The sequence below is a fragment of the Lactococcus sp. LG1267 genome, from assembly GCF_017309545.1.
GTDB classification, from domain to species: Bacteria; Bacillota; Bacilli; order Lactobacillales; family Streptococcaceae; genus Lactococcus; species Lactococcus petauri.
The window spans coordinates 1,968,345-1,987,186 of record NZ_CP071295.1; the positions used below are offsets into that span (position 1 = coordinate 1,968,345).

Sequence of the window (18,842 nt, forward strand, 5' to 3'; positions counted from 1 at the left end):
TTTTTTATTATTTAAGTTTGTTCATTGGAACAATATCCATATCGTCATAAGTGATATTTTCGCCACACATTGCCCAGATAAAAGAGTAATTACTTGTGGCTACGCCTGTATGGATGGACCAACTTGGACTGATTGCCGCTTGTTCGTTTTGAAGCACTAAGTGTTTTGTTTCCTCGGGTTTACCCATGAAGTGGAAAATGGCATTGTCTTCTGGCAATTCAAAGTACAGATAAGCTTCCATACGACGTTCATGTGTGTGACAAGGCATAGTGTTCCATGCAGAACCAGGAGCAAGTGATGTTAAACCCATTTGGAGTTGGCAAGATTCGACTTGGTTTGGGTGAACATATTGGTTGATTTTGCGTTTATTCATATGTTCATCATCACCCGGTGTTAAAGGATTAATATTGGCCAGAGCGATTTTTTTATTCGGGTATTTTTGGTGAGCTGGAGCTGAAGCCACGTAGAATTTTGCTGGGTTTTGCGGATCTTTAGATTTGAAAATAACTTCCTTTGTCCCTTTTCCAATATAGTAGCCATCACGGTGTAAAACTTCATCTTCTTGGCCGTCGATGATAATACTGCCATCACCACCAATATTAATGACACCAAGTTCACGACGTTCTAAGAAATATTCAACTCCAAGAACTTTATCCAGAACAATTTCCAAAGGTTTTTCTGTCGGTTCAACTCCGCCAAAAATTAAGCGGTCATTGTGCGAATAAACCAAATGAATAAAGTTAGGTTCGAAGATGGTCTCTACTGCAAATTCTTCGCGTAGCTCTTGTGTTGTAAAGTGTGCAATATCCTTTGGTGAGTGCGTATAACGTGTATCCATTGTTTGATTGTTCATTTGATGCTCCTTTTTTATTTGTAATTTATAAAATTGATGAACCGATTTACTAAACCGATTTACTAACATCTATTGTATTCGCTTTCAGTTGTTTTGTCAAGTATAAAAAATAAAAAAATACCAAAGGATATTTTTCCTTTGATATTTTTATAGTGAATGTCTGATTTTTAGATCTGAGTCAACGACTGTAAGTTCTGCTTTTTGCGCTTTGGCTTCGATATTTTTGACCAAAAGATCCGCAGCTGTGTAGCCTATCTTTACGGGATCCTGAACGATAGCAGTCAATCCTGGGCTAATCAGCTCTCCCAAAGCTCCATCATCATAACCTACCACTCCCACTTGTTCTGGCACAGCAATTTGCTTATCTTTCAGAATTTTAATAGCACCATAAAGCAGACCGCCGTTGAAGGCATAGATGGCTGTCTTTTTATCATCTTTACAGAAAGGCTCGATCTTTTCCCAAATCATTGGATCACTTGTAAAGAGATCCTTGACTTCTTCAGTGAATACTTCTTCCAGTTCAATATCCGTATCTTTTATTGCTTCGGTAATTCCTTCATAGCGTTTGAGACGAGTTGAAGAATTCTGCATTGGCGGTGTTAAGATGACAATCCTTTGATAACCTTCTTTGACAATCTTTTCCGCTAATTTTTTTGATTGCTCACCATTATCAGAAATAACAGCTGGCCAAATAAGGGGTTGAAGATAGCGGTCAACTTGGACTAAAGGCAAGTCTGAATCAATCGTCTTGTAATCCGTCGCTGCAGCTTTAAGAGGTTGAAGGATGATACCGTCAACTTTCTCGTCTAGTAATTTTTCGATATTGTATTGTTCATACTCTTCATCAAGGTCCGAGTTCATGATAAGCGTATGGTACTTGGTATTTTGCAATCTTTCCATCATCCCTTTTAATAAACGTGATGTATAAAGATTGGAAATGTCGGTTACTGAAATCCCGATAAGTGAAGAGTAACTTGACTTTAAAGCACGCGCTTGACGGTTCGGACGATAGTCGAGCTCTTCAATTTTATCTTGAATCCGTTGCCGTGTCTCTTCTGACATCCCTGCAAATTTACCATTTAAAAAATTGGATATGGTTGATTTTGATACCCCAGTTAACTTTGCGATATCGTTGATCGTTACTTTTTTAGTCATATGCCCTTATTATACGATACTTTGAAAAAAATAATAAGAAAAAAGTTATTTTTCACTTACTGTGCTCCATTTTGAATCTTGCTCCTGCATCACTGCTCCAGTTATGAGACTTATCAAGCGATGTTGACCGGGCTGAATCTTTCCCTGAAGACAAGGAAAAATACTGCGTGGATACAACACATTGGTATTCACTTCTGGCCGAACAATGTCTGCCTCGTCATAGCCTTTGATCGCTCTGATACTACTGCTCCCTAATGGCGTGTCTATTTGGGCAAATTTATTATCAGAAAAAGTTGAGCTTTCCTCAATCGTTGTGGAAAAACCACCTTCTGCTACACACAATACTTTGTCTGTTTGGATATCGTGGATACGCAGATGCGCTTGACCTAAAGGGATAATCGTACTTTTGATGTGAACGGCTGGCATGGGTGACCAGTAATGCACCACACGATCTTCGAAGATTTCAAAAGAGTCATCTTGGGCATGTGCTCGAAAGTACAGCCCGTCTTCACTCAGCGCTAAGGTATTATCAAAAGCGCCTTCAGCGTAAAAATAAGCGCCTTTGGGTACACTAAAACCAAACTGTGTCGAATAGACAAACTTACCATATTTGGCTGGTGCATGACTCTGATTTTCGATGAACTGCCCAGCTGGATAAAACATAACCTGCTCCGAATGGGCACTGTGTTCAATCAAGGCTCGCATTTCTTTAGAGGCGATTCGTTTGCGTGATAAGCGTGGTAACTGTTTGTCGGCTTGCCAAAAAGGATGTTGACGATCAACAGCTAAGAGTAAAAATGCTTTAAAAGCCCAGTAAGGTGAACCTGCTGCGTTATAATTTTCGGCCATATTGAGATTGGGATAAGCGTAACCAACATTTAAAATGCCATTTTCAGTAAAAATAGCCTCACGAAACCAAGCTTGCATATGATTTGAAAAGAGTGCTTTAATCTTTGCCCAAGGCAAAGCTTCCAAATCCGCAAAAACTAAGGCTGACCAAAAAGCGCCCTGTGCAAAACGATAAGTCAAGCTTCGGCCAAAAGGCACTGCTCGTCCTTTTCGGTCAAACCAATACTGATAATCTTGCGCAAATAAAGTTGCCCTTTCCCTAATCTTTTTAAGCCGTTCAGCATCTTCATGGGGATTTAAAAATTTTGAGATGAGCAAGCTATAGTAATGAAATGCCCACGGAATATAATAATCCACCTGACTTGCCTTACCGTCACAATACCATCCCTTCCCTTGATAGCAGCTGTCAATGAAGGTGAACTCTTGATCGATTATTTCTTGAGAGTAAGACATTTCCAAGTTTTTCATGGTGACATTGACCAAGATACGGAAAAAACGCCAGTTATTTTTGGGGATTTTTCGTTGGTTGATTTGAAGGAACCAGTGGGCTATATTTTCTTTTTCTTGCAGACTAAAGTCCTGCCAGATGGTCTCCTTGTTAAGCAGCAAACAGGTCGCTAATGCTGCCATTTCGACAAATTTTTGGTCATAGTTGGCGAGCACGCCAAAATAATGCTTGCTTGTAGGATCTGTTCCCGCTACAAAGGAAGCACGAATTTCTTCTGTGAGAAAAGCATCTTCATTTTGACTGAGATAAGGACCAATCGCCCAGACCAAACGGCTAAAGGTTTCCATCTGACTTGTCTCCTCATCATAGATAGCACCGTGATTGTGCCCCAAGTCGATATGACCAGAACCATTCATTTTTACTTTGAGCGGTTCAAGCATAAGTTTGAACCCCTGCGTGATCTCTTCATAAAAATCCCATTTTAAAGCTTTTAATTTCTTTTCTCGCATTTTATCTCTTTTCTGATGAAAATATCCCATGACTTTGCAAGGGATAGGTATAGTCTTATTGAACAGGCTTGTTTTTTCCAAAAACTTCAATTTGGGTTAGCGCAGGAAAGGGCGAATCATCTTGTGCCTTGTTTAAATGACCCAGCTTGATAAAAGTGGTCTGCTGTGTCGGAAATTTAAAGTTTTGATACTCTGCCTGCTTTTCTGTGTCAAAGCACATATAATTACCATTTGAAAATGTAACTTCGACACTTTGCCAATAACTATCATGTGGAAAATCACAGCGGAAAAGTAAGCTCAGCTGATCCACTTCAACATGACGACCAAAATCAATGGTTAATTCTGCATCGGCCTGCTGATTAATTCCCCATGAGGCAAAAGGATATGAACCATGTGATAGGTTAGCGCATTTACCATCTATGGCATTTTTCGCAAAAAAACTGATTCATCACGTGTTTCGACATTGGCCGAAGCATGCGGATAGACGCCTGTGTTTTCTTTTTGATCATGCGCATTAAAGGAAATATTTTGATAGTTTGAAATTTCAAAAGGATAGGCTTTGCGCGCGGTCAAGCTATGGCGTGCGGATTTGAATGCCGTCTCCACAGAGGACTTTCGTAGATTTTCTGTTAAAGGGATTTCATATAACCATTCTTCTTGAGTAAAATAAAGGAGTGATGGCGCAAGAGTTTCATCCATCTGAACCATATAATAGCCCGGAACATCATCTACTGTCACACGAATCTTATCTCCCATCTGATACACATATTCCTTGATTCCTAGTGTACAAAGCTGGTTTCCTTGAGCCATAAATGGCGCATGCTCTTTCTCATGGTCAAATTTCCCAGAGATATTTTCTTTGTTCTTATTAAGCAGTTCAATTTTCATCATTTTTTGGTTCTCATTTCTTTATTCGGGTTGTTTGCCGATATAGGCAAGGATACCGCCATCGACATATAGGATATGCCCATTTACAAAGTTGGAAGCATCTGAAGCAAGGAAGACAGCTGCACCTTGTAAATCCTCCGGTTTACCCCAACGTTCAGCCGGGGTTTTCGCAATAATAAAGGCATCAAAAGGATGACGAGAACCATCTGTTTGTCGTTCTCGCAGTGGTTTCGTTTGTTCGGTAGCAATATATCCAGGGCCGATACCATTACATTGGATATTGTATTTACCATACTCAGAGGCGATATTTTTAGTCAGCATTTTCAAACCGCCCTTGGCTGCGGCATATGCCGAAACAGTTTCACGGCCCAGCTCGGACATCATGGAGCAAATATTGATAATCTTGCCACCTCCTTTTTTAATCATCGCAGGAAGAACGGCTTTCGCTATAATGAAAGGGCCTGTGAGATCAACATCTACAACCTTTCGGAAATCGCTCGCTGTCATGTCAAGCATCGATTGTCGTGCGATAATGCCCGCATTATTCACCAGAACATCTACACTTCCAACTTCTTCTTCAATCTGCTGCATCATAGCCGCAACTGCTGTTTCATCTGTGACATCACAGACGTAGCCATATGCCTTAATACCTTCTTTTTCATAAGCTGCTAAACCCGTTTCTACTCCCGCTTGATGTCTAGCATTAAAAACAATCTTTGCGCCTGCTTGGGCATAAGCAATACCAAGAGAATATCCAATCCCATGTGCCCCTCCAGTGATAAGGACTATTTTTCCCTTCATGCTGAATAATTTTAAAATATTATCTGTCATTTTTTATTCCTTTTCTTATTAAAAAGCAGGTTCATATGCAATATGAACCTTTTGTTCTTATACGGTCTATGAAAAATTTTCCAATGACTCGGAATTGTGTAAATGAGGTAAGTCATCCGAAAATTCTTCACACACCGTGCAAGACGAATGCCTTATACAATGTGTGTTGTGTTTTATTTTGCTGGTGGCACAGGTAGCCCTAGAATGCCAAGTGCACTGAGAACAATCGTGAAAATTAAAACCAACCAAATAACACGTGTAGAGTTCAATTTCTTTTGGCCCAACATCCAGTAAGTTAACAATGTGAGCAAAACTGGGATTAAGGCTGGCAAGATTCCATCTAATGTTGCTTGCATTTCTAACTTAACACCGTTATTTGTGTAAACCAGTGGCGTAGCTACCTTGATAACCGTTGGTATTAAAGCGCCAATAACAGTTACACCTAGAACAGTTGCCGCATTAGTAAAGGCAGAGAGTTTATCTTTTAATGTGGTTACTAATTTTACCCCTTGTTTATACCCTAGTGGAAGTAAAGCAGCGCGACCAAAGAGCAAGGCAATATTTGCAGCAATCCAAAGGAGACAGCCGACAGTCGAACCTTGTTGAGCTAAAGTTCCTGCAACAGAACCAAAGATGGTCCCCCAAATAACATGGAAAAGTGAATCTCCGACACCTGCAAGTGATCCCATGAGGGCTGTTTTCAAAGCCGCCACAGTTTCCTTTGCTTTATAACCTTCTTTTTCTTCAATAGCTACATCAATTCCCATAATCAAGTTACCAAAAATAGCATTGGTATTGAAGAATTGGTTATGCGTTTTAGCCATATCTTTGAGTTCTTTATCGTCTTTGTAAAGCTTTTTCAGAACAGGCATGATGCCATAAAGATAACCTGAACTCATCATACGTTCATAGTTCCAGTTGAGCTGACTTCCCAAGATATAACGCCAGCTAATTTTATTTAAATCTTTTTTTGTAATTACTTCTTTATTGTTATTCATCACCGTCAAAGCCTCCTTCAAAGTTTTGGCCATTTGTTGTGCCTGCCTCAGCTGGTGCAGGCTTTGCGCTGTCACGTTTGAACACCAAGAGTGCTGCGACTACTCCGACAATCGCAATCCCCATCATCGGAACTTGTAAATATGCTGCAAGGAAGAAACCGACCATAAGATAGGGAATATATTGTTTCGTTGGCAAATAACGCAAGAGTATCGCCACACCGACAACAGGCAATGTGCCCCCAGCAACTTGAAGACCAGTCATCAACCATTCAGGCATTGCATTGGTCAAGGTTGTTACAGCAGCATCACCAACGATCAGCATGAGTAAGATGGGAATAGCACGAGATAGTCCCCAAAGAAATGAACCAGAGAGAACCAAACGTGGAATACGGCCGTATTGTTCTTTATCAATAGCTTTGTCAACTCTGTGAAGCAGGAAGACATTACAGAAACGTGCCACAACGTCAAGTTGGAGCATCAGAAGTGAGACAGGAACAGCTAAACCAATACCATAAGCTGCGCCTTTGCCTGAAATAATAGCGAATGCTGTACCAAGGACGGCACCTGTGAAATAGTCAGGTACAGAAGCTCCACCAAATGCTGCAATACCTAAGCGCATAAGCTGAAGGGTACCACCAACCATTAAACCAGTTTTCAAATCTCCCATAATTAAACCAGAAATCATACCGGCAATAGCTGGCTGAGTCAACGAATTCGAAATCAATGAATCATTGATAGCAATAAAGGCAAAAATTGTAATTAAAATGATTTGTAGGACTGTTAAATGCATTTTATCGTTCTCCTATTTTGTTAAGTTTTTCCATAAAGTCAATGGCGGGCTCACTTGGAACCAATTGGGCTGTGATTTTAACGCCACCAGCAGCAATTTTTTGGAAGATACCTTCTTCTTCTGGCATGACTTTGATGCTCTTTGTGACTTCTTTTGAACCTTCTTTATAGCTCATATTCCCTACATTAAGACTTTCAAGTTTCCCCCCTGCTTGAATAAATTTTAAAACATCGGCAGGTTTTTTAAAGAGAAGAAAAATCCGTTGTAAGCCATATTTCCCCGCATTGATATTTTCTGCTGCTTGGGCTACGGGAATAACTGAGAGTCGCATTGCTGATGGGCAAGCCATGCGTAAAGATGATTTTTGCAAGTCATCGGTAGCTGCCTCATCATTTGCAACAATGATGCGTTGTGTCCCCAAACTTGAAGACCAAATTCCAGCCACTTGTCCATGAATCAAGCGTTCATCAATGCGCGTGTTAACAATCTTTGCTTTACCTTGGTACTCAGAATAATCTGCCATATTAAGCGTTACTGCTTCTTGTGCCTTTGCTTCATTCAGCAAGTTTTTCGCATTAACCAGCGTTGTTCTGCTCGAAGTAACCAAATCATCAGCGGACGCTGTATCACTCACTGCTGCTTCTAAAACAAGAGAGAGGTTCATCCCAGCGATGATAGAAATATCATCATTATCGGTAAAATGCTTTAACGCCACGTTACAAGGTGTTCCTCCAAGTAAATCAGCAATAATTAAAGTTTCACCCTCTAAGGTCTGCATTTTTTCGAGTAGCTCTTGTTCAAACTGGATATTATCACTATCCTCGGGCATACATACCACATGCATCTGTTCTTGCCGTCCGATGATCATCTCGAGACTTTCTTTCACCCCGGCAGCCATCGAACCATGGCTAATCAATACTATGTTTCTCATTTGACTCCTTATCAATCACGCAAGCGCTCTTTTATTTAACATGTTATCTTCTTACATTATCAGTATATAACATATTAAGTAGCTTGTCAAGAGAAAATGTACACGGTTACATATTTTTTTGTAAAAAGCTCCCTAAGGCGCACTCTAAAGCCTTGTATATACAGCTTGCATATTATAACTTAACATGTTATAATTCTAATATAAGTTATATAGATAGGAGTATTTCTATTGATTCCAAAGTATGAACAAATCAAACAAGACTTATTATCTGAAATCAAAAATCATAAATTTATCCCCGGGGATAAATTTTATTCAGAAGCCGATATTAAACGAAAATATGAAGTAAGTTCTATCACTGCGGTGAAAGCCTTAAACCAATTAACAAGTGCAGGTTACCTCTACCGCGTTCAAGGAAAAGGTACCTATGTTTCTAAATCGAAAATTTCCCAAAATGTTAAATTCTCAGATATCGAATTGCATTCTCAAGATCACGAAACTGTCAAAGTTCTGTCAATAAAAGAGGAAAATGAACCTTCAATCTTAAAAGAGCTTGGACTTAGTCCAGACCAAAGTTATTATAAGATTGTTCGGGTACGTTATTTTGATGGAACCCCCTTTCTCTTACACTTTACACACCTTCCAAAAACTTTAGTCAAGGAGCCTGTGTCAGATCATTTAGAAGACTATTCGAGTGTCTATGAGCGAGTGAACAAAGACTTTGGTATCGATCTTTATTCCATGTCCTCTGTTGAAACAAATGAAATTATTTTTCCAGATGAAAGTGAGTTGCTCAATGCGCTCAACTTAAGCTTCCGCGAACCTGTGGTCAAGCAGGTTAAACACACCTATCTTGTAGATAAGAGTGTTGCTGAATATATCGTCAGCTACAAACATTGGAAATACTTCAAAACAAAAATAGAAGTGGATGCCGAATAGCATCCACTTTTACTTTGTTTTATTTTTACTTTAGAGTATCAAATACTGGTTGACTTGAAAAGTTTAAGCTGGTAATTTCTACAGCTTCTGTTTCAAAGACAAGAATTTCATTCTCTCCTTCATGGAGAAAGTCCTTCGGACAATACAAACTGTACACAGGCCCTTGGTTCCAATAACGACCAAGATTCTTACCATTCACAATGATAACACCTTTGCCATAGTTCGAGCAATCGATGAAAGTATCTGCCACCTTATCCAAGCTCATATTAAAGCGATAAAAAGAAGGCTGTGCTGGATTTTTACCTGCACTAAAGTCAATTCCACTTAACTGCTCCGCAGAGAAATCTAAAGGATATTGTGTATAACCTTGGTGAAAATGTATGTCATGCATCATGCCACCACGTATACCTTTTTGCTGACTTGGATGATTAAATTTAAAACCATAATTGACACGACCTAAGTTCTCTACCAAACAGTCCACTTGAATCTCTTCTTGATTTTCCGCTACATCCAACAATATTTCTTGCCCAATTTCTTCTTGGTATTGTGTGTGTTTATGTTGACCATCAAGATAAATTTGGAGACGGTCGCTCGCTTCAACAATCTTAAGTTTAGTCTCTTTACCATAATTTTTTAAGACAGTAGAATAAAGCATATAACCATAGCCTGTACCTGCTGCTTCTAAAGTGAGAGGATAAGCGGTTGTTAAAGCCTTCATCATGTTATCTTTAGTCTTAAATAAAGATACACTCTCTGAAACTTTAAAAGAACCAAGACTTTCAATTTCCTTGACACGAGGCTGCGCTTGCCAAACATCTGGGCACACTTCTTTGATCGCTTTTTGAACAGCATAATATTTGGCAGTAGGTTCCCCTGCCTCTGTTAGCAAGGCATCGTAATCATAGCTGGTAATTTGTGGTAGATTTCCCGTGTCACGCGCAGAGCAACCATTATAAAAGCCAAAATTGGTCCCACCGTGGAACATATAAAGATTAAGCGAACCAAGCTTCAGCATGGCTTTAACTTCATCTACTAAATCTTGCAGATCACGCTTAATAATCGGTTCTCCCCAACGATTGAACCAACCATCCCAATATTCCATACACATAAGCGGCCATTTTTTACCATGTTCTTTCATAAATCCTGCGAGCACTGCTGCGTTTTCTTTCGAACGGCTGCCGAAGTTTCCTGTAACCAAAACATTATCTTCAATCAAAGAACCCGCATCAAGCGCTGCCTGCCAAGCACCATCTGAAGTAAACAAGGGTACATTAATCCCATATTTTTTCATAAGTGCCATCGTTTGGCGAAGATATTCCTTCTCCATCCCATAAGAACCATATTCGTTTTCAACTTGCATCATGATAACAGGACCACCTGCAGTGATTTGTAATGGTGAAAGATATGGAAGTAATACCTTAAAATAGTTTTCCACCTTGGTCATAAAGCGTGAGTCTGTGGAACGAAGACGCATTTCTGATTCCTTCAGCAACCAGGCCGGAAGTCCGCCAAATTCCCATTCGGCACAGATATAAACTGAAGGCCGTAAAATAACCATGAGCCCTAAACTTTCAGCCAGCTTAACGAAAGCACGAATATCTTTCATGCCTTCAAAATCAAATACTCCTTCTTCAGGTTCATGAATATTCCAAGGAATATAAGTTTCTACAGTATTTGCACCAAGTGCTTTCAGGTTATAAAGACTGTCTTCCCACTGACTTTGGGGAATTCTAAAGTAATGAATAGCACCACTTATTATTTTAACTGGCTTATTATCCAGCATAAATTCTTCTTTTATTTGAAATGTTTTCACTACTTCTCCTTACCAATATCGGTTCCATTTGTCATTCGCTAAGCGCATGAGCGCTTCAAAATAGAAATAATCGCCCCAGAGGTTAGGTTCATCAATACCTTTGCCTTCTGCAAAAGCATATACCCCATGTTGCAACAAGCCTTCATTCCCATCTGCTGCCTCTGTATAAAATTCTCCCAACTGATAAATGAGTCCCTTAGCCATACCCTCTGCTTCTGGATAAGCTTTTTGTTGTGCAGCTTCTAAGAAGCCACACGCTGCAATAGCTGCTGCTGAACTGTCTTTAGCAGATGGCTCTGCATCTGTATAATCAAAATCCCAATATGGAATAAGATCCTGAGGCAAATGCTTCAAGAAAACTTCTACCACAGAAGGGTATACCTCAGGAAAAATAGCGGAATGAATATAACTTTCATTAAGCGGAATTCCTAAAATAGCCCATGCCTGCCCACGTGCCCAAGTTGACGTATCGCTATGTCCTTGATGTGTAGCTCCATATGCTGGTTGTCCTGTTTCGAGATCAAAATAATAAGTATGATAAGTACTTGCATTGTCACGGAAAACTGTTTTGAGCAAAGTCGCATAATGCTTCAGCGCTACTTCTTTGTAAATTGCTTTGCCAGAATATTCTGTTGCTGCAAAGAGTAAGGGAAGATTGATGAATGAATCAATAATGACACGATATTCTTTAGGATCGCCATACTTGCCCCAAGCTTGAATAAAATTACCTTTTTCTTGAAAACGGTGAAGCAAGACATTCGCAGCTTGAAGTAAAGTCGCTTTATAAGTTTCATTTCCAGTTAACTTATAAGCCGCCCCCGCTGACAGACTATATAGAAACCCGATATCATGATGATCTAACACAAAATGATCGTCTAATCTCTTTTGGAAACTTTCCATGTTGGCTTCGACACGATGTAAGAATTTTGCATCCCCTGTATATTCATAAGCCAAAGCTATCATTCCTGTCCAAAATCCATTGGTCCAGTCGTCATTCCCCTTGATACGATATTTCCCATCTGTAGCACAAGCCGAAGGAAAATCATCACCAAACCGCTCCATGTTTCTTTCAATTTTTACAATTATTTTCTTTATTTGATTGTCCAGCCAAGCTTGGTCGATATTTTGACCGAGCTGAATTAATTTTTTTTTATTCGTATTCATAACTCAACCTCTCTTAATATATTAACATGTTATATTATAACTTTTACTTGACAAAATAGCAAGAAATTTTTGATGGTCCAAGAAAAAACTACAGCCGAGATATTTATTACCTAAAAATTTACTATCCCTCAATAGTGCGCAAGTAAGCGTTATCTAAATAGGTTGACAATCTTATTAACATACTATATACTTACTCATAGATAATATAACATGTTAAATTATACTACTTATCATAAAGAAAAGGAGCGACTAAAAGTAAATATTGAAAAGATTTAGATTAACTGTTCTAAGTCTCTTTTATTGTACTTTAAAACAAGCATTGGGAATATAAATAAATACACGGAGAATATGAAATGACAAAAAAACTATTTTATTTTATTGCTTTCTTACTTGTGAGCATTTCGGTAAATTTCACATTCAGTCAACGAGCTACAGCGGAGAGCTATACTTCTGATTTCAGTAATCAGCTTGGGACTTGGAAAGATTTGGTTGGCCAAGCAGATAAAAGAATCTCTCAAGGACAGCTAAATATAGCTAATCAAAAGCTAAGTACAGGTTATGAAAGTATTTCGCTCAATACAGATGCAGGAAATCGTAGTTCTGGTGATGTGCAAATAACTTTTGTATACAATGGACAAACAAATTTTGGGCTTGTCTTTCGGGCTGGCGCAGAAAACACCAAAAATTATCAGTCCTTTGCTTATATGAGTAACGGAAACTGGCAGCTTGGTCAGCCAGGAGGCAAATGGATAACAGATATACACAGTCAAAGTCTCGAGGTCGGGCAGACCTATAAGTTACTTCTACGTTATCAGGGCACGAGTGTTAAAGCTTACCTTAACGGCAAGATAATCTATGATAATCCCCATGTTACTTACAGCAATGGGTCAACCATCGATGGGGACTGGACCGGAGCAACAGGTTTACGTCTTTTTGGTAATCTGAGTCAGCTGTCGCTCTTATCACTGAAAACTGACGAAGTTAACAGTATACCTGAAGTTTTAGATACGCAGCAATTTATAAGCTTACGTGACAAGTGGAAGCAACAACTAATCACTGAAAATTATGATTCTAACAATGCTCCACTCGTCAAATATGTGAATACTTTGTCCAAGAATGCTCAAAACCTTTACCAAAGTATGAATCGTAGCCCTGATCGAAAAGAGCTGTGGCCTTTGAAAGCTGGGGACACACCTTCTGCAAATCTGACGACTCAATTCTCTAATCTCTACCTTCTCTCACAGGCTTATGGCACTAAGGGGACAGATTACTATCTTAATTCCGAACTGCTCGCTGATATTCAGTCTGGACTTGATTTTATGGTAAGTCAAAAGGGATACGATGGTCAGAAATACTATGGCAATTGGTGGGATTGGCAGGTTGGTATTCCTCAAAAATTTATTGGTAGCTTAATGATTCTTGGTGATAAGCTACCGTCAGATAAAATACAAGAGTATAGCAAAGCAATCCAGTCCTATGTCCCTAATCCTTATCAGCAACTCTATACGAAAGCACAGGATGTATTTGTTGATCTGACTTTCATTCCTAATTTTTCAACCACTGGAGCAAATAGAACAGACTTGGCCTTATCTGTGCTTGGCTTAGGAATTTTACAAGAAGATGAAAGTAAGATCGAGCTGGCATCAAACAGTATTAAAGAAGTTTTTCAAACAGTAACCAAGGGAGACGGCTTTTATCCTGATGGCTCTTTTATTCAGCACAATAACATCCCTTATACCGGTTCTTACGGCAATGTTCTTGTGAAAGGTGTCGGACAAATCCTCGCTACCACCAAAGGTTCAAGCTTTGAAATGGACAGTCAAACTGTCTCAAACTTTGTCTCTACTGTTGAACAATCATTTATCCCTCTCATCTATCAAGGAACAATGCTTCCAGGTGTCAATGGACGCTCAATCTCACGCGCTCCAAAAGATACACAGGTCGGCTACGGTTCAACCACGATGTATAATTTGCTTATCGTTGCTAACTTAGCATCCGAAGAAAGTCAAAAGAAGCTGCAAGAAGCAGTGAAATACTGGATGCAAACCAATCCTGATTATTATCTCAATAACACGAGGGACTATAATGACTTACAGCTGACACTTTCTTTAATGGCAAATAGTGCAATCACTGGAGATATGCTCCCCTTTACGGGAACAAAAGTCTTCGCCTCAATGGATCGTTTTGTTCAAAGTAATCCAAATTACATGACAAGCCTGAGCCTATACTCCAACCGCACCTCTTCTTTTGAAGCAGGAAATGGTGAAAATAAACGTGGCTGGCATACAGCTGATGGCATGTTTTATCTCTATAATAACGACGGTGTCCAATTTGGTAATAGTTACTGGCCAACGGTTGATCCTTATCGTTTACCTGGGACAACCGTAGATACTATAGCGCTTCAAGATGAAAACTCATCCTTTACTACCGTAACTTCTCCCGAAACATGGGTCGGTGGAGCAGCTGCAGAAAATCAAGCCGTGATGGGTATGGCGCTTAATAAGCAAGGCACTAAAAACAACGGTACCGTCCTTCCGATGAATCTTCGTGCTAAAAAATCATGGTTTGTTCTTGAAGACCAGACCATTGCCTTAGGTGCGGGAATTAGTGGTGACACAACTGCTTCCATCGAAACGGTCGTGGACAACCGTCTTCTTAATGACGCATATCACTATCAAGTGATTTCAAATAAGGGGAATATCACTGATGCTTCTGAAGAAAGTAAAAAAGATTGGCTCCTCTTGCAGTCTGACCAGCAAAATGCTTCGATTGGCTATTACTTCCCAACTTCTTCAGACGTCACTGTGCAAAGTGAAAAAAGAACAGGAACTTACGCCGCTATCAATAGTGCCTTTACAAGTGACAAAACTTATAGTGGCGAATATCGCAAATTCCTGATAAACCACGGGCAGCATCCTCAAAATGCAAACTATGCTTATGTTATTCTTCCTGAAGCAACGCAAGAAAAACTTAAACATTATACCCAAGATAATACTCTTAAAATTCTTGCAAACACCGAAAGTATCCAAGCTGTGCAAATGGAAACCGCTGGCTATTTAGGAATTAATTTCTGGGCTACCACAGGAGGAAGCTTAGCAGACATCACCACAGACAAGCCGATTTCCTTGTTAAAACAAACCAAGCAAACCCAAACCACATACACAATCGCAAATCCCACGCAAACCAATGAGACTGCTCATATCCAATTGCCAAAAGATTTCAAGCATATCCTTTCGATGAGTGACGGCGTAAGCTTTGATGAAGCTACAAACACTCTAAGCATTGACTTTTCGGGCAGTGCGGGGAGTGCTAAACAAATTATTGTGGAGTGATTTTCGTTAATTGGTGCTCTCTTCCTTAATTTATATAACTCCCTAACCTACCTTCAAATAAAAAAGCATCAGAAATTTCTGATGCCTTTTTATTTTATATTACTTTTTTTCCTTATTTTTTAACATAAATTTTCTTGCAAATACGAAAATCAATGCGAGGATAATGAAAAACAAACCAACTAGAGCTGTCTTTGTAACTTTTTCTCCAGCATTTGGCAAATGCTTCGAATCTCTCTTCGTATCTTCATTTGAAGTTGAGTTTGTTATCTCTGATGAAGATCCTGTTGTAGTTGAGGACTCTGTCGTCGGAGGTTCTGTTGTTGTTGTTGGAGGTTCTGTGGTTGTTGGGGGTTCTGTGGTTGTTCCAATAAATGTATTCTTTATTGTGAATTTATTTCCATTTTGAGTAACTGTACTTTGAAACTCATCTGGTACTTTTATTTCTTCAACTTGGTAAGTAAAGTCATCACCATTATTATTATACAGCGGTAAGTCAACATTTTGAGCATTAACCTCTAAAGTTTTATATTCTTGCTTAAAGCCTTCTTCCTTTGTGAGTTTAATGATATCACTTGATGTCCATGTTTCAGAAGTTACCTGTTGACGTGTAACAATAAATTCTATAGAATCAGGTGTTTGATTTTTATCTATATTTTCCCAAACTTTTTCAACATCTAAAGAAATCTTTGGTGCTTTTATTGATGGTATCGGAAAATCTAATTCTTCGCCTGATTTGTTAGGATCTAAAGTCGTTCTCCCATTACACAGATACCAGCTATCTCCCTTAAAATCAGAATTTTCGGTATCAATACGTACCTGATAGCTCAAAGTGATACGTTCATCGCTTCCAAGTGCAATTGAAGAAACTGAAATTGTTTGATTTGCTTCTGTAACTTTTATATCCTGAACCAAATCTGGTGCTTCTTGCCACACACCGTTACTATCTTTACGCCAGCCTTGTAGCTTGTAATTTTGTTCCGTGAAATTTCCTGAACCCTGTAGGAGAATACCTTCCCCCATCGGATCTGTAATCGTTCCATTAGGGATAGTTTTTAAAATATTATTTTGCAAGTTTTTAAAGACCTCTGCTAATCCTTCTAGATTTTCATCAATTGTATAATATCCTGAAGGATTAGAGGAAATATTTTTCGCAATATACTCTCCTCTTTCAGAAGGTGCTACACCGACTGAATAACAAATTACACCACTCTTTTTAAGCTTCATCACACTTCCCAAAGTGTCATCATTAATAACATTTTTATTCGCTACAATCCCATTTGTATCTGAACCAGCACTTGTGGTGTGGTACAAGGGTGAGTCCGTCTGAAAATCTTCATGATATGTTGAGGTATGGTAGCCATTATAGTCGATAAGTTCTCCATTATTAGGATACTCAACAGCATCTGGAGCAGGAATATAACTGCGGTTAGCACTTCCATCCCCGATATGAACCAACATATGCTCCGCATCTCCACGCCCATCTTCCGTAAACATACGTTCTGCTTCAATAAGTCCTTTTTGAGTAAAGGTTCCAGATTGACTCTTTGCTCCATTAACCAAGAAATCATCTAAATAGTTGGCATCTGTGGAGAATGTTTGTGTGGAGTAAAGATTTCGATTATAACAAACCAATCCCACACGAACATGTCCTTCTTGCAAAACTTCAGCAATACTGGTTAAAAATTGATGCACTGCATTTTGTGTATTTAGAAGTTTTTCGCCCGACATTGTAGATGAAAAGTCGATAACTAAAACCAAATCTATATCACGTGGCGGATTAATATCATTTCCCTTCACATCAAGGGTGACATCAAATAAACCTTGTTTTTCAGCATTTTCCTTTACGCTTTTTTTAACGTAAGCTTTATTATCGTAATTAACATAACCTTCACTATCAAAAGAAACGCCTGCTACATTACCATAATCATAATTATGTGTATTACCATTTGTAACACCATCTTTAATATATTCTCCTTGTTGGTCGTTCATATAGGGGAAATCTATTGTCTCAGCCTTAGCCAAAACTGCCCCTCCTCCAACAAAAATTAAAATCAAAAATATTAAAAATAATTTAAATATCTTTTTCACTTTTTGTTTTCCAATCCGTTTATTTAGTAAATATAATAGTTGACTAACAAATTTAAATTTTTCACTTTATAGCAATAATATTTACACTGATGCGCTAATATCATATTAAGTATTAAGCAAAATTAAATCATACTTTATTCAATAGCATTATCTTTTCTTTCTAATAAATTACAATTTTTCTGACAATCACATTATTATAAGCTTTATTATATCTAGTTATTTAAGTTTATGTTAGATTGTTTTTTCGTGGAATTGACAGTACTTTTTTATTTATTTATAATAGAAGCGTGATATATCAGTAATCGTTGACTATCGAATATAAATATATTTCAATATAATTGTAATTTTTCTGACAATCATGTGAAATCCTGTTATTCAAGGCTCTATGAGTCATTTACTTAACAGAAGAAAATTATTTCCAACTATTTTTTTATATTTTGTATAAAAAAAAAGCTATGACAACTTCTCTTTTATATTTTTTTAGTTGAATCTTGCTATTATAATTACACTACTTACATTATTATATTCCCGGAAAAACACTTGTTTTATCAATCTTTATTTATATTTCTATACTATATTTCTGGAGTAACTAATATAAAAAAATGGCAAAAAAAAGAGCACATAAGCTCCATACTTAGTGCTGCTACCGTCAGGTCCTGACACGCTTCGTAAGAAACTTATTGCTCCGAAATTTATTATAACATACTTCTTCTTGTTTTGACAAGCTTTGACTTTATCAAAAAAATTTTATCATTTACTTGAAGATTTCCGCCCCTTATAAACTTCCACAGCATTTTCATAATCTTCTTTCATGGTTGGAAATTGTTTCTTGATAGCATTTGCTCCAATAAAATAAAAGACAATCACCAAAATCAATACAAGGAAATTAATCAAAGAAAGAATAGCTACAAGCATACTTCCTTGCGGTTGCACGATGAGCGTCATCACATAAAAAATTGACAGTACGTTGTACAAATAATAAAGAATGGGTGCTACATGACAGATTTTAGGTGCGCGAAGCCGTACATAACCAATATGGGTAATAATAGCAAACACAACAAGAATTACTCCTGCTGCATTGATCGTAAATCCAAGGAAAACAGCAATAAAAAGTACAATCAATCCAATAGGAATACTGATACTATTGAGCCAGGCGCGGTAAGGTGCTGTTTCTTCTTTGTAGCGCTGTTTGGGAGTTTTTTCGGCGTCCATGGGTTGACCTCTTTTTTCTATTTTATCCTTTGTCTATGGTAACAA

The 18,842-nt window shown here is 38.4% G+C and carries 13 protein-coding genes, 1 other RNA gene and 1 pseudogene; 2 read left to right on the top strand and 13 right to left on the bottom strand.

Annotated features, from left to right (window positions below; all coding sequences use genetic code 11):
• Positions 1-7: 7 nt before the first annotated feature.
• The 8 genes and pseudogenes from kduI to J0J33_RS09650 form a co-directional block, all read right to left on the bottom strand.
• Positions 8-853, bottom strand: a complete 846-nt coding sequence (gene kduI, locus J0J33_RS09615; protein WP_206887644.1) for a 5-dehydro-4-deoxy-D-glucuronate isomerase — start codon at positions 851-853, stop codon at positions 8-10.
• Positions 854-1,000: 147 nt separating this feature from the next.
• Positions 1,001-2,008, bottom strand: coding sequence for a LacI family DNA-binding transcriptional regulator (locus J0J33_RS09620; RefSeq protein WP_206887646.1), 1,008 nt, complete (start codon positions 2,006-2,008; stop codon positions 1,001-1,003).
• A 45-nt stretch (positions 2,009-2,053) separates the two neighbouring features.
• Positions 2,054-3,814 carry a DUF2264 domain-containing protein gene (locus tag J0J33_RS09625; protein WP_206921715.1) on the bottom strand — a complete coding sequence of 587 codons (1,761 nt, stop codon included), beginning with the start codon at positions 3,812-3,814 and terminating at the stop codon, positions 2,054-2,056.
• A 55-nt stretch (positions 3,815-3,869) separates the two neighbouring features.
• Positions 3,870-4,705: pseudogene (locus J0J33_RS09630) on the bottom strand (hypothetical protein).
• Between the two features lie 18 nt (positions 4,706-4,723).
• Positions 4,724-5,533, bottom strand: coding sequence for a gluconate 5-dehydrogenase (locus J0J33_RS09635; RefSeq protein ID WP_206887652.1), 810 nt, complete (start codon positions 5,531-5,533; stop codon positions 4,724-4,726).
• Positions 5,534-5,706: 173 nt separating this feature from the next.
• On the bottom strand, positions 5,707-6,531 hold the full coding sequence (locus J0J33_RS09640) for a PTS system mannose/fructose/sorbose family transporter subunit IID (protein ID WP_019294115.1): 825 nt from the start codon (positions 6,529-6,531) through the stop codon (positions 5,707-5,709).
• Positions 6,524-7,321 (bottom strand): PTS sugar transporter subunit IIC, encoded by a 798-nt coding sequence (locus J0J33_RS09645; RefSeq protein WP_019294114.1) that lies wholly within the window; start codon positions 7,319-7,321, stop codon positions 6,524-6,526. The genes J0J33_RS09640 and J0J33_RS09645 overlap by 8 nt, the downstream gene beginning before the upstream one ends.
• A 1-nt stretch (position 7,322) precedes the next feature.
• The gene (locus tag J0J33_RS09650; protein ID WP_206887656.1) at positions 7,323-8,252 is read right to left on the bottom strand and encodes a PTS mannose/fructose/sorbose transporter subunit IIAB; all 930 of its coding nucleotides are present in this window, start codon (positions 8,250-8,252) and stop codon (positions 7,323-7,325) included.
• Positions 8,253-8,480: 228 nt separating this feature from the next.
• On the opposite strand from J0J33_RS09650, the gene J0J33_RS09655 reads away from it, so the two are divergent.
• Positions 8,481-9,188, top strand: coding sequence for a GntR family transcriptional regulator (locus tag J0J33_RS09655; RefSeq protein ID WP_061412410.1), 708 nt, complete (start codon positions 8,481-8,483; stop codon positions 9,186-9,188).
• A 25-nt stretch (positions 9,189-9,213) separates the two neighbouring features.
• On the opposite strand, the gene J0J33_RS09660 is transcribed toward J0J33_RS09655, so the two are convergent.
• Together J0J33_RS09660 and J0J33_RS09665 are read right to left on the bottom strand one after the other, a co-directional pair.
• Positions 9,214-11,001, bottom strand: a complete 1,788-nt coding sequence (locus J0J33_RS09660) for a beta-galactosidase family protein (RefSeq protein ID WP_206921716.1) — start codon at positions 10,999-11,001, stop codon at positions 9,214-9,216.
• A gap of 9 nt (positions 11,002-11,010) precedes the next feature.
• Positions 11,011-12,165 carry a glycoside hydrolase family 88 protein gene (locus J0J33_RS09665; protein ID WP_206921717.1) on the bottom strand — a complete coding sequence of 385 codons (1,155 nt, stop codon included), beginning with the start codon at positions 12,163-12,165 and terminating at the stop codon, positions 11,011-11,013.
• A gap of 353 nt (positions 12,166-12,518) precedes the next feature.
• Between J0J33_RS09665 and J0J33_RS09670 the strand changes: the two genes are divergently transcribed.
• The gene (locus tag J0J33_RS09670) at positions 12,519-15,497 is read left to right on the top strand and encodes a polysaccharide lyase 8 family protein (protein ID WP_206887662.1); all 2,979 of its coding nucleotides are present in this window, start codon (positions 12,519-12,521) and stop codon (positions 15,495-15,497) included.
• Between the two features lie 99 nt (positions 15,498-15,596).
• On the opposite strand, the gene J0J33_RS09675 is transcribed toward J0J33_RS09670, so the two are convergent.
• The 3 genes from J0J33_RS09675 to J0J33_RS09685 all read right to left on the bottom strand — a co-directional run bounded on the left by J0J33_RS09675 (position 15,597) and on the right by J0J33_RS09685 (position 18,797).
• Positions 15,597-17,519: a VWA domain-containing protein gene (locus J0J33_RS09675; protein ID WP_242526927.1), complete on the bottom strand. Its 1,923-nt coding sequence runs from the start codon at positions 17,517-17,519 to the stop codon at positions 15,597-15,599.
• 667 nt (positions 17,520-18,186) lie between these two features.
• Positions 18,187-18,282, bottom strand: an RNA gene (gene ffs, locus J0J33_RS09680) — signal recognition particle sRNA small type.
• A 53-nt stretch (positions 18,283-18,335) separates the two neighbouring features.
• A complete protein-coding gene (locus J0J33_RS09685) occupies positions 18,336-18,797 on the bottom strand; it encodes a hypothetical protein (RefSeq protein ID WP_206887668.1) in 462 nt (153 codons plus the stop codon).
• Between the last annotated feature and the right edge of the window lie 45 nt (positions 18,798-18,842).

What these genes read in the sequence shown, in the direction of transcription:
- kduI (WP_206887644.1), bottom strand. Translation starts at nt 853, where the DNA reads ATGAACAATCAAACAATGGATACACGTTATACGCACTCACCAAAGGAT.
- J0J33_RS09620 (WP_206887646.1), bottom strand. Translation starts at nt 2,008, where the DNA reads ATGACTAAAAAAGTAACGATCAACGATATCGCAAAGTTAACTGGGGTA.
- J0J33_RS09625 (WP_206921715.1), bottom strand. Translation starts at nt 3,814, where the DNA reads ATGCGAGAAAAGAAATTAAAAGCTTTAAAATGGGATTTTTATGAAGAG.
- J0J33_RS09635 (WP_206887652.1), bottom strand. Translation starts at nt 5,533, where the DNA reads ATGACAGATAATATTTTAAAATTATTCAGCATGAAGGGAAAAATAGTC.
- J0J33_RS09640 (WP_019294115.1), bottom strand. Translation starts at nt 6,531, where the DNA reads ATGAATAACAATAAAGAAGTAATTACAAAAAAAGATTTAAATAAAATT.
- J0J33_RS09645 (WP_019294114.1), bottom strand. Translation starts at nt 7,321, where the DNA reads ATGCATTTAACAGTCCTACAAATCATTTTAATTACAATTTTTGCCTTT.
- J0J33_RS09650 (WP_206887656.1), bottom strand. Translation starts at nt 8,252, where the DNA reads ATGAGAAACATAGTATTGATTAGCCATGGTTCGATGGCTGCCGGGGTG.
- J0J33_RS09665 (WP_206921717.1), bottom strand. Translation starts at nt 12,165, where the DNA reads ATGAATACGAATAAAAAAAAATTAATTCAGCTCGGTCAAAATATCGAC.
- J0J33_RS09670 (WP_206887662.1), top strand. Translation starts at nt 12,519, where the DNA reads ATGACAAAAAAACTATTTTATTTTATTGCTTTCTTACTTGTGAGCATT.
- J0J33_RS09685 (WP_206887668.1), bottom strand. Translation starts at nt 18,797, where the DNA reads ATGGACGCCGAAAAAACTCCCAAACAGCGCTACAAAGAAGAAACAGCA.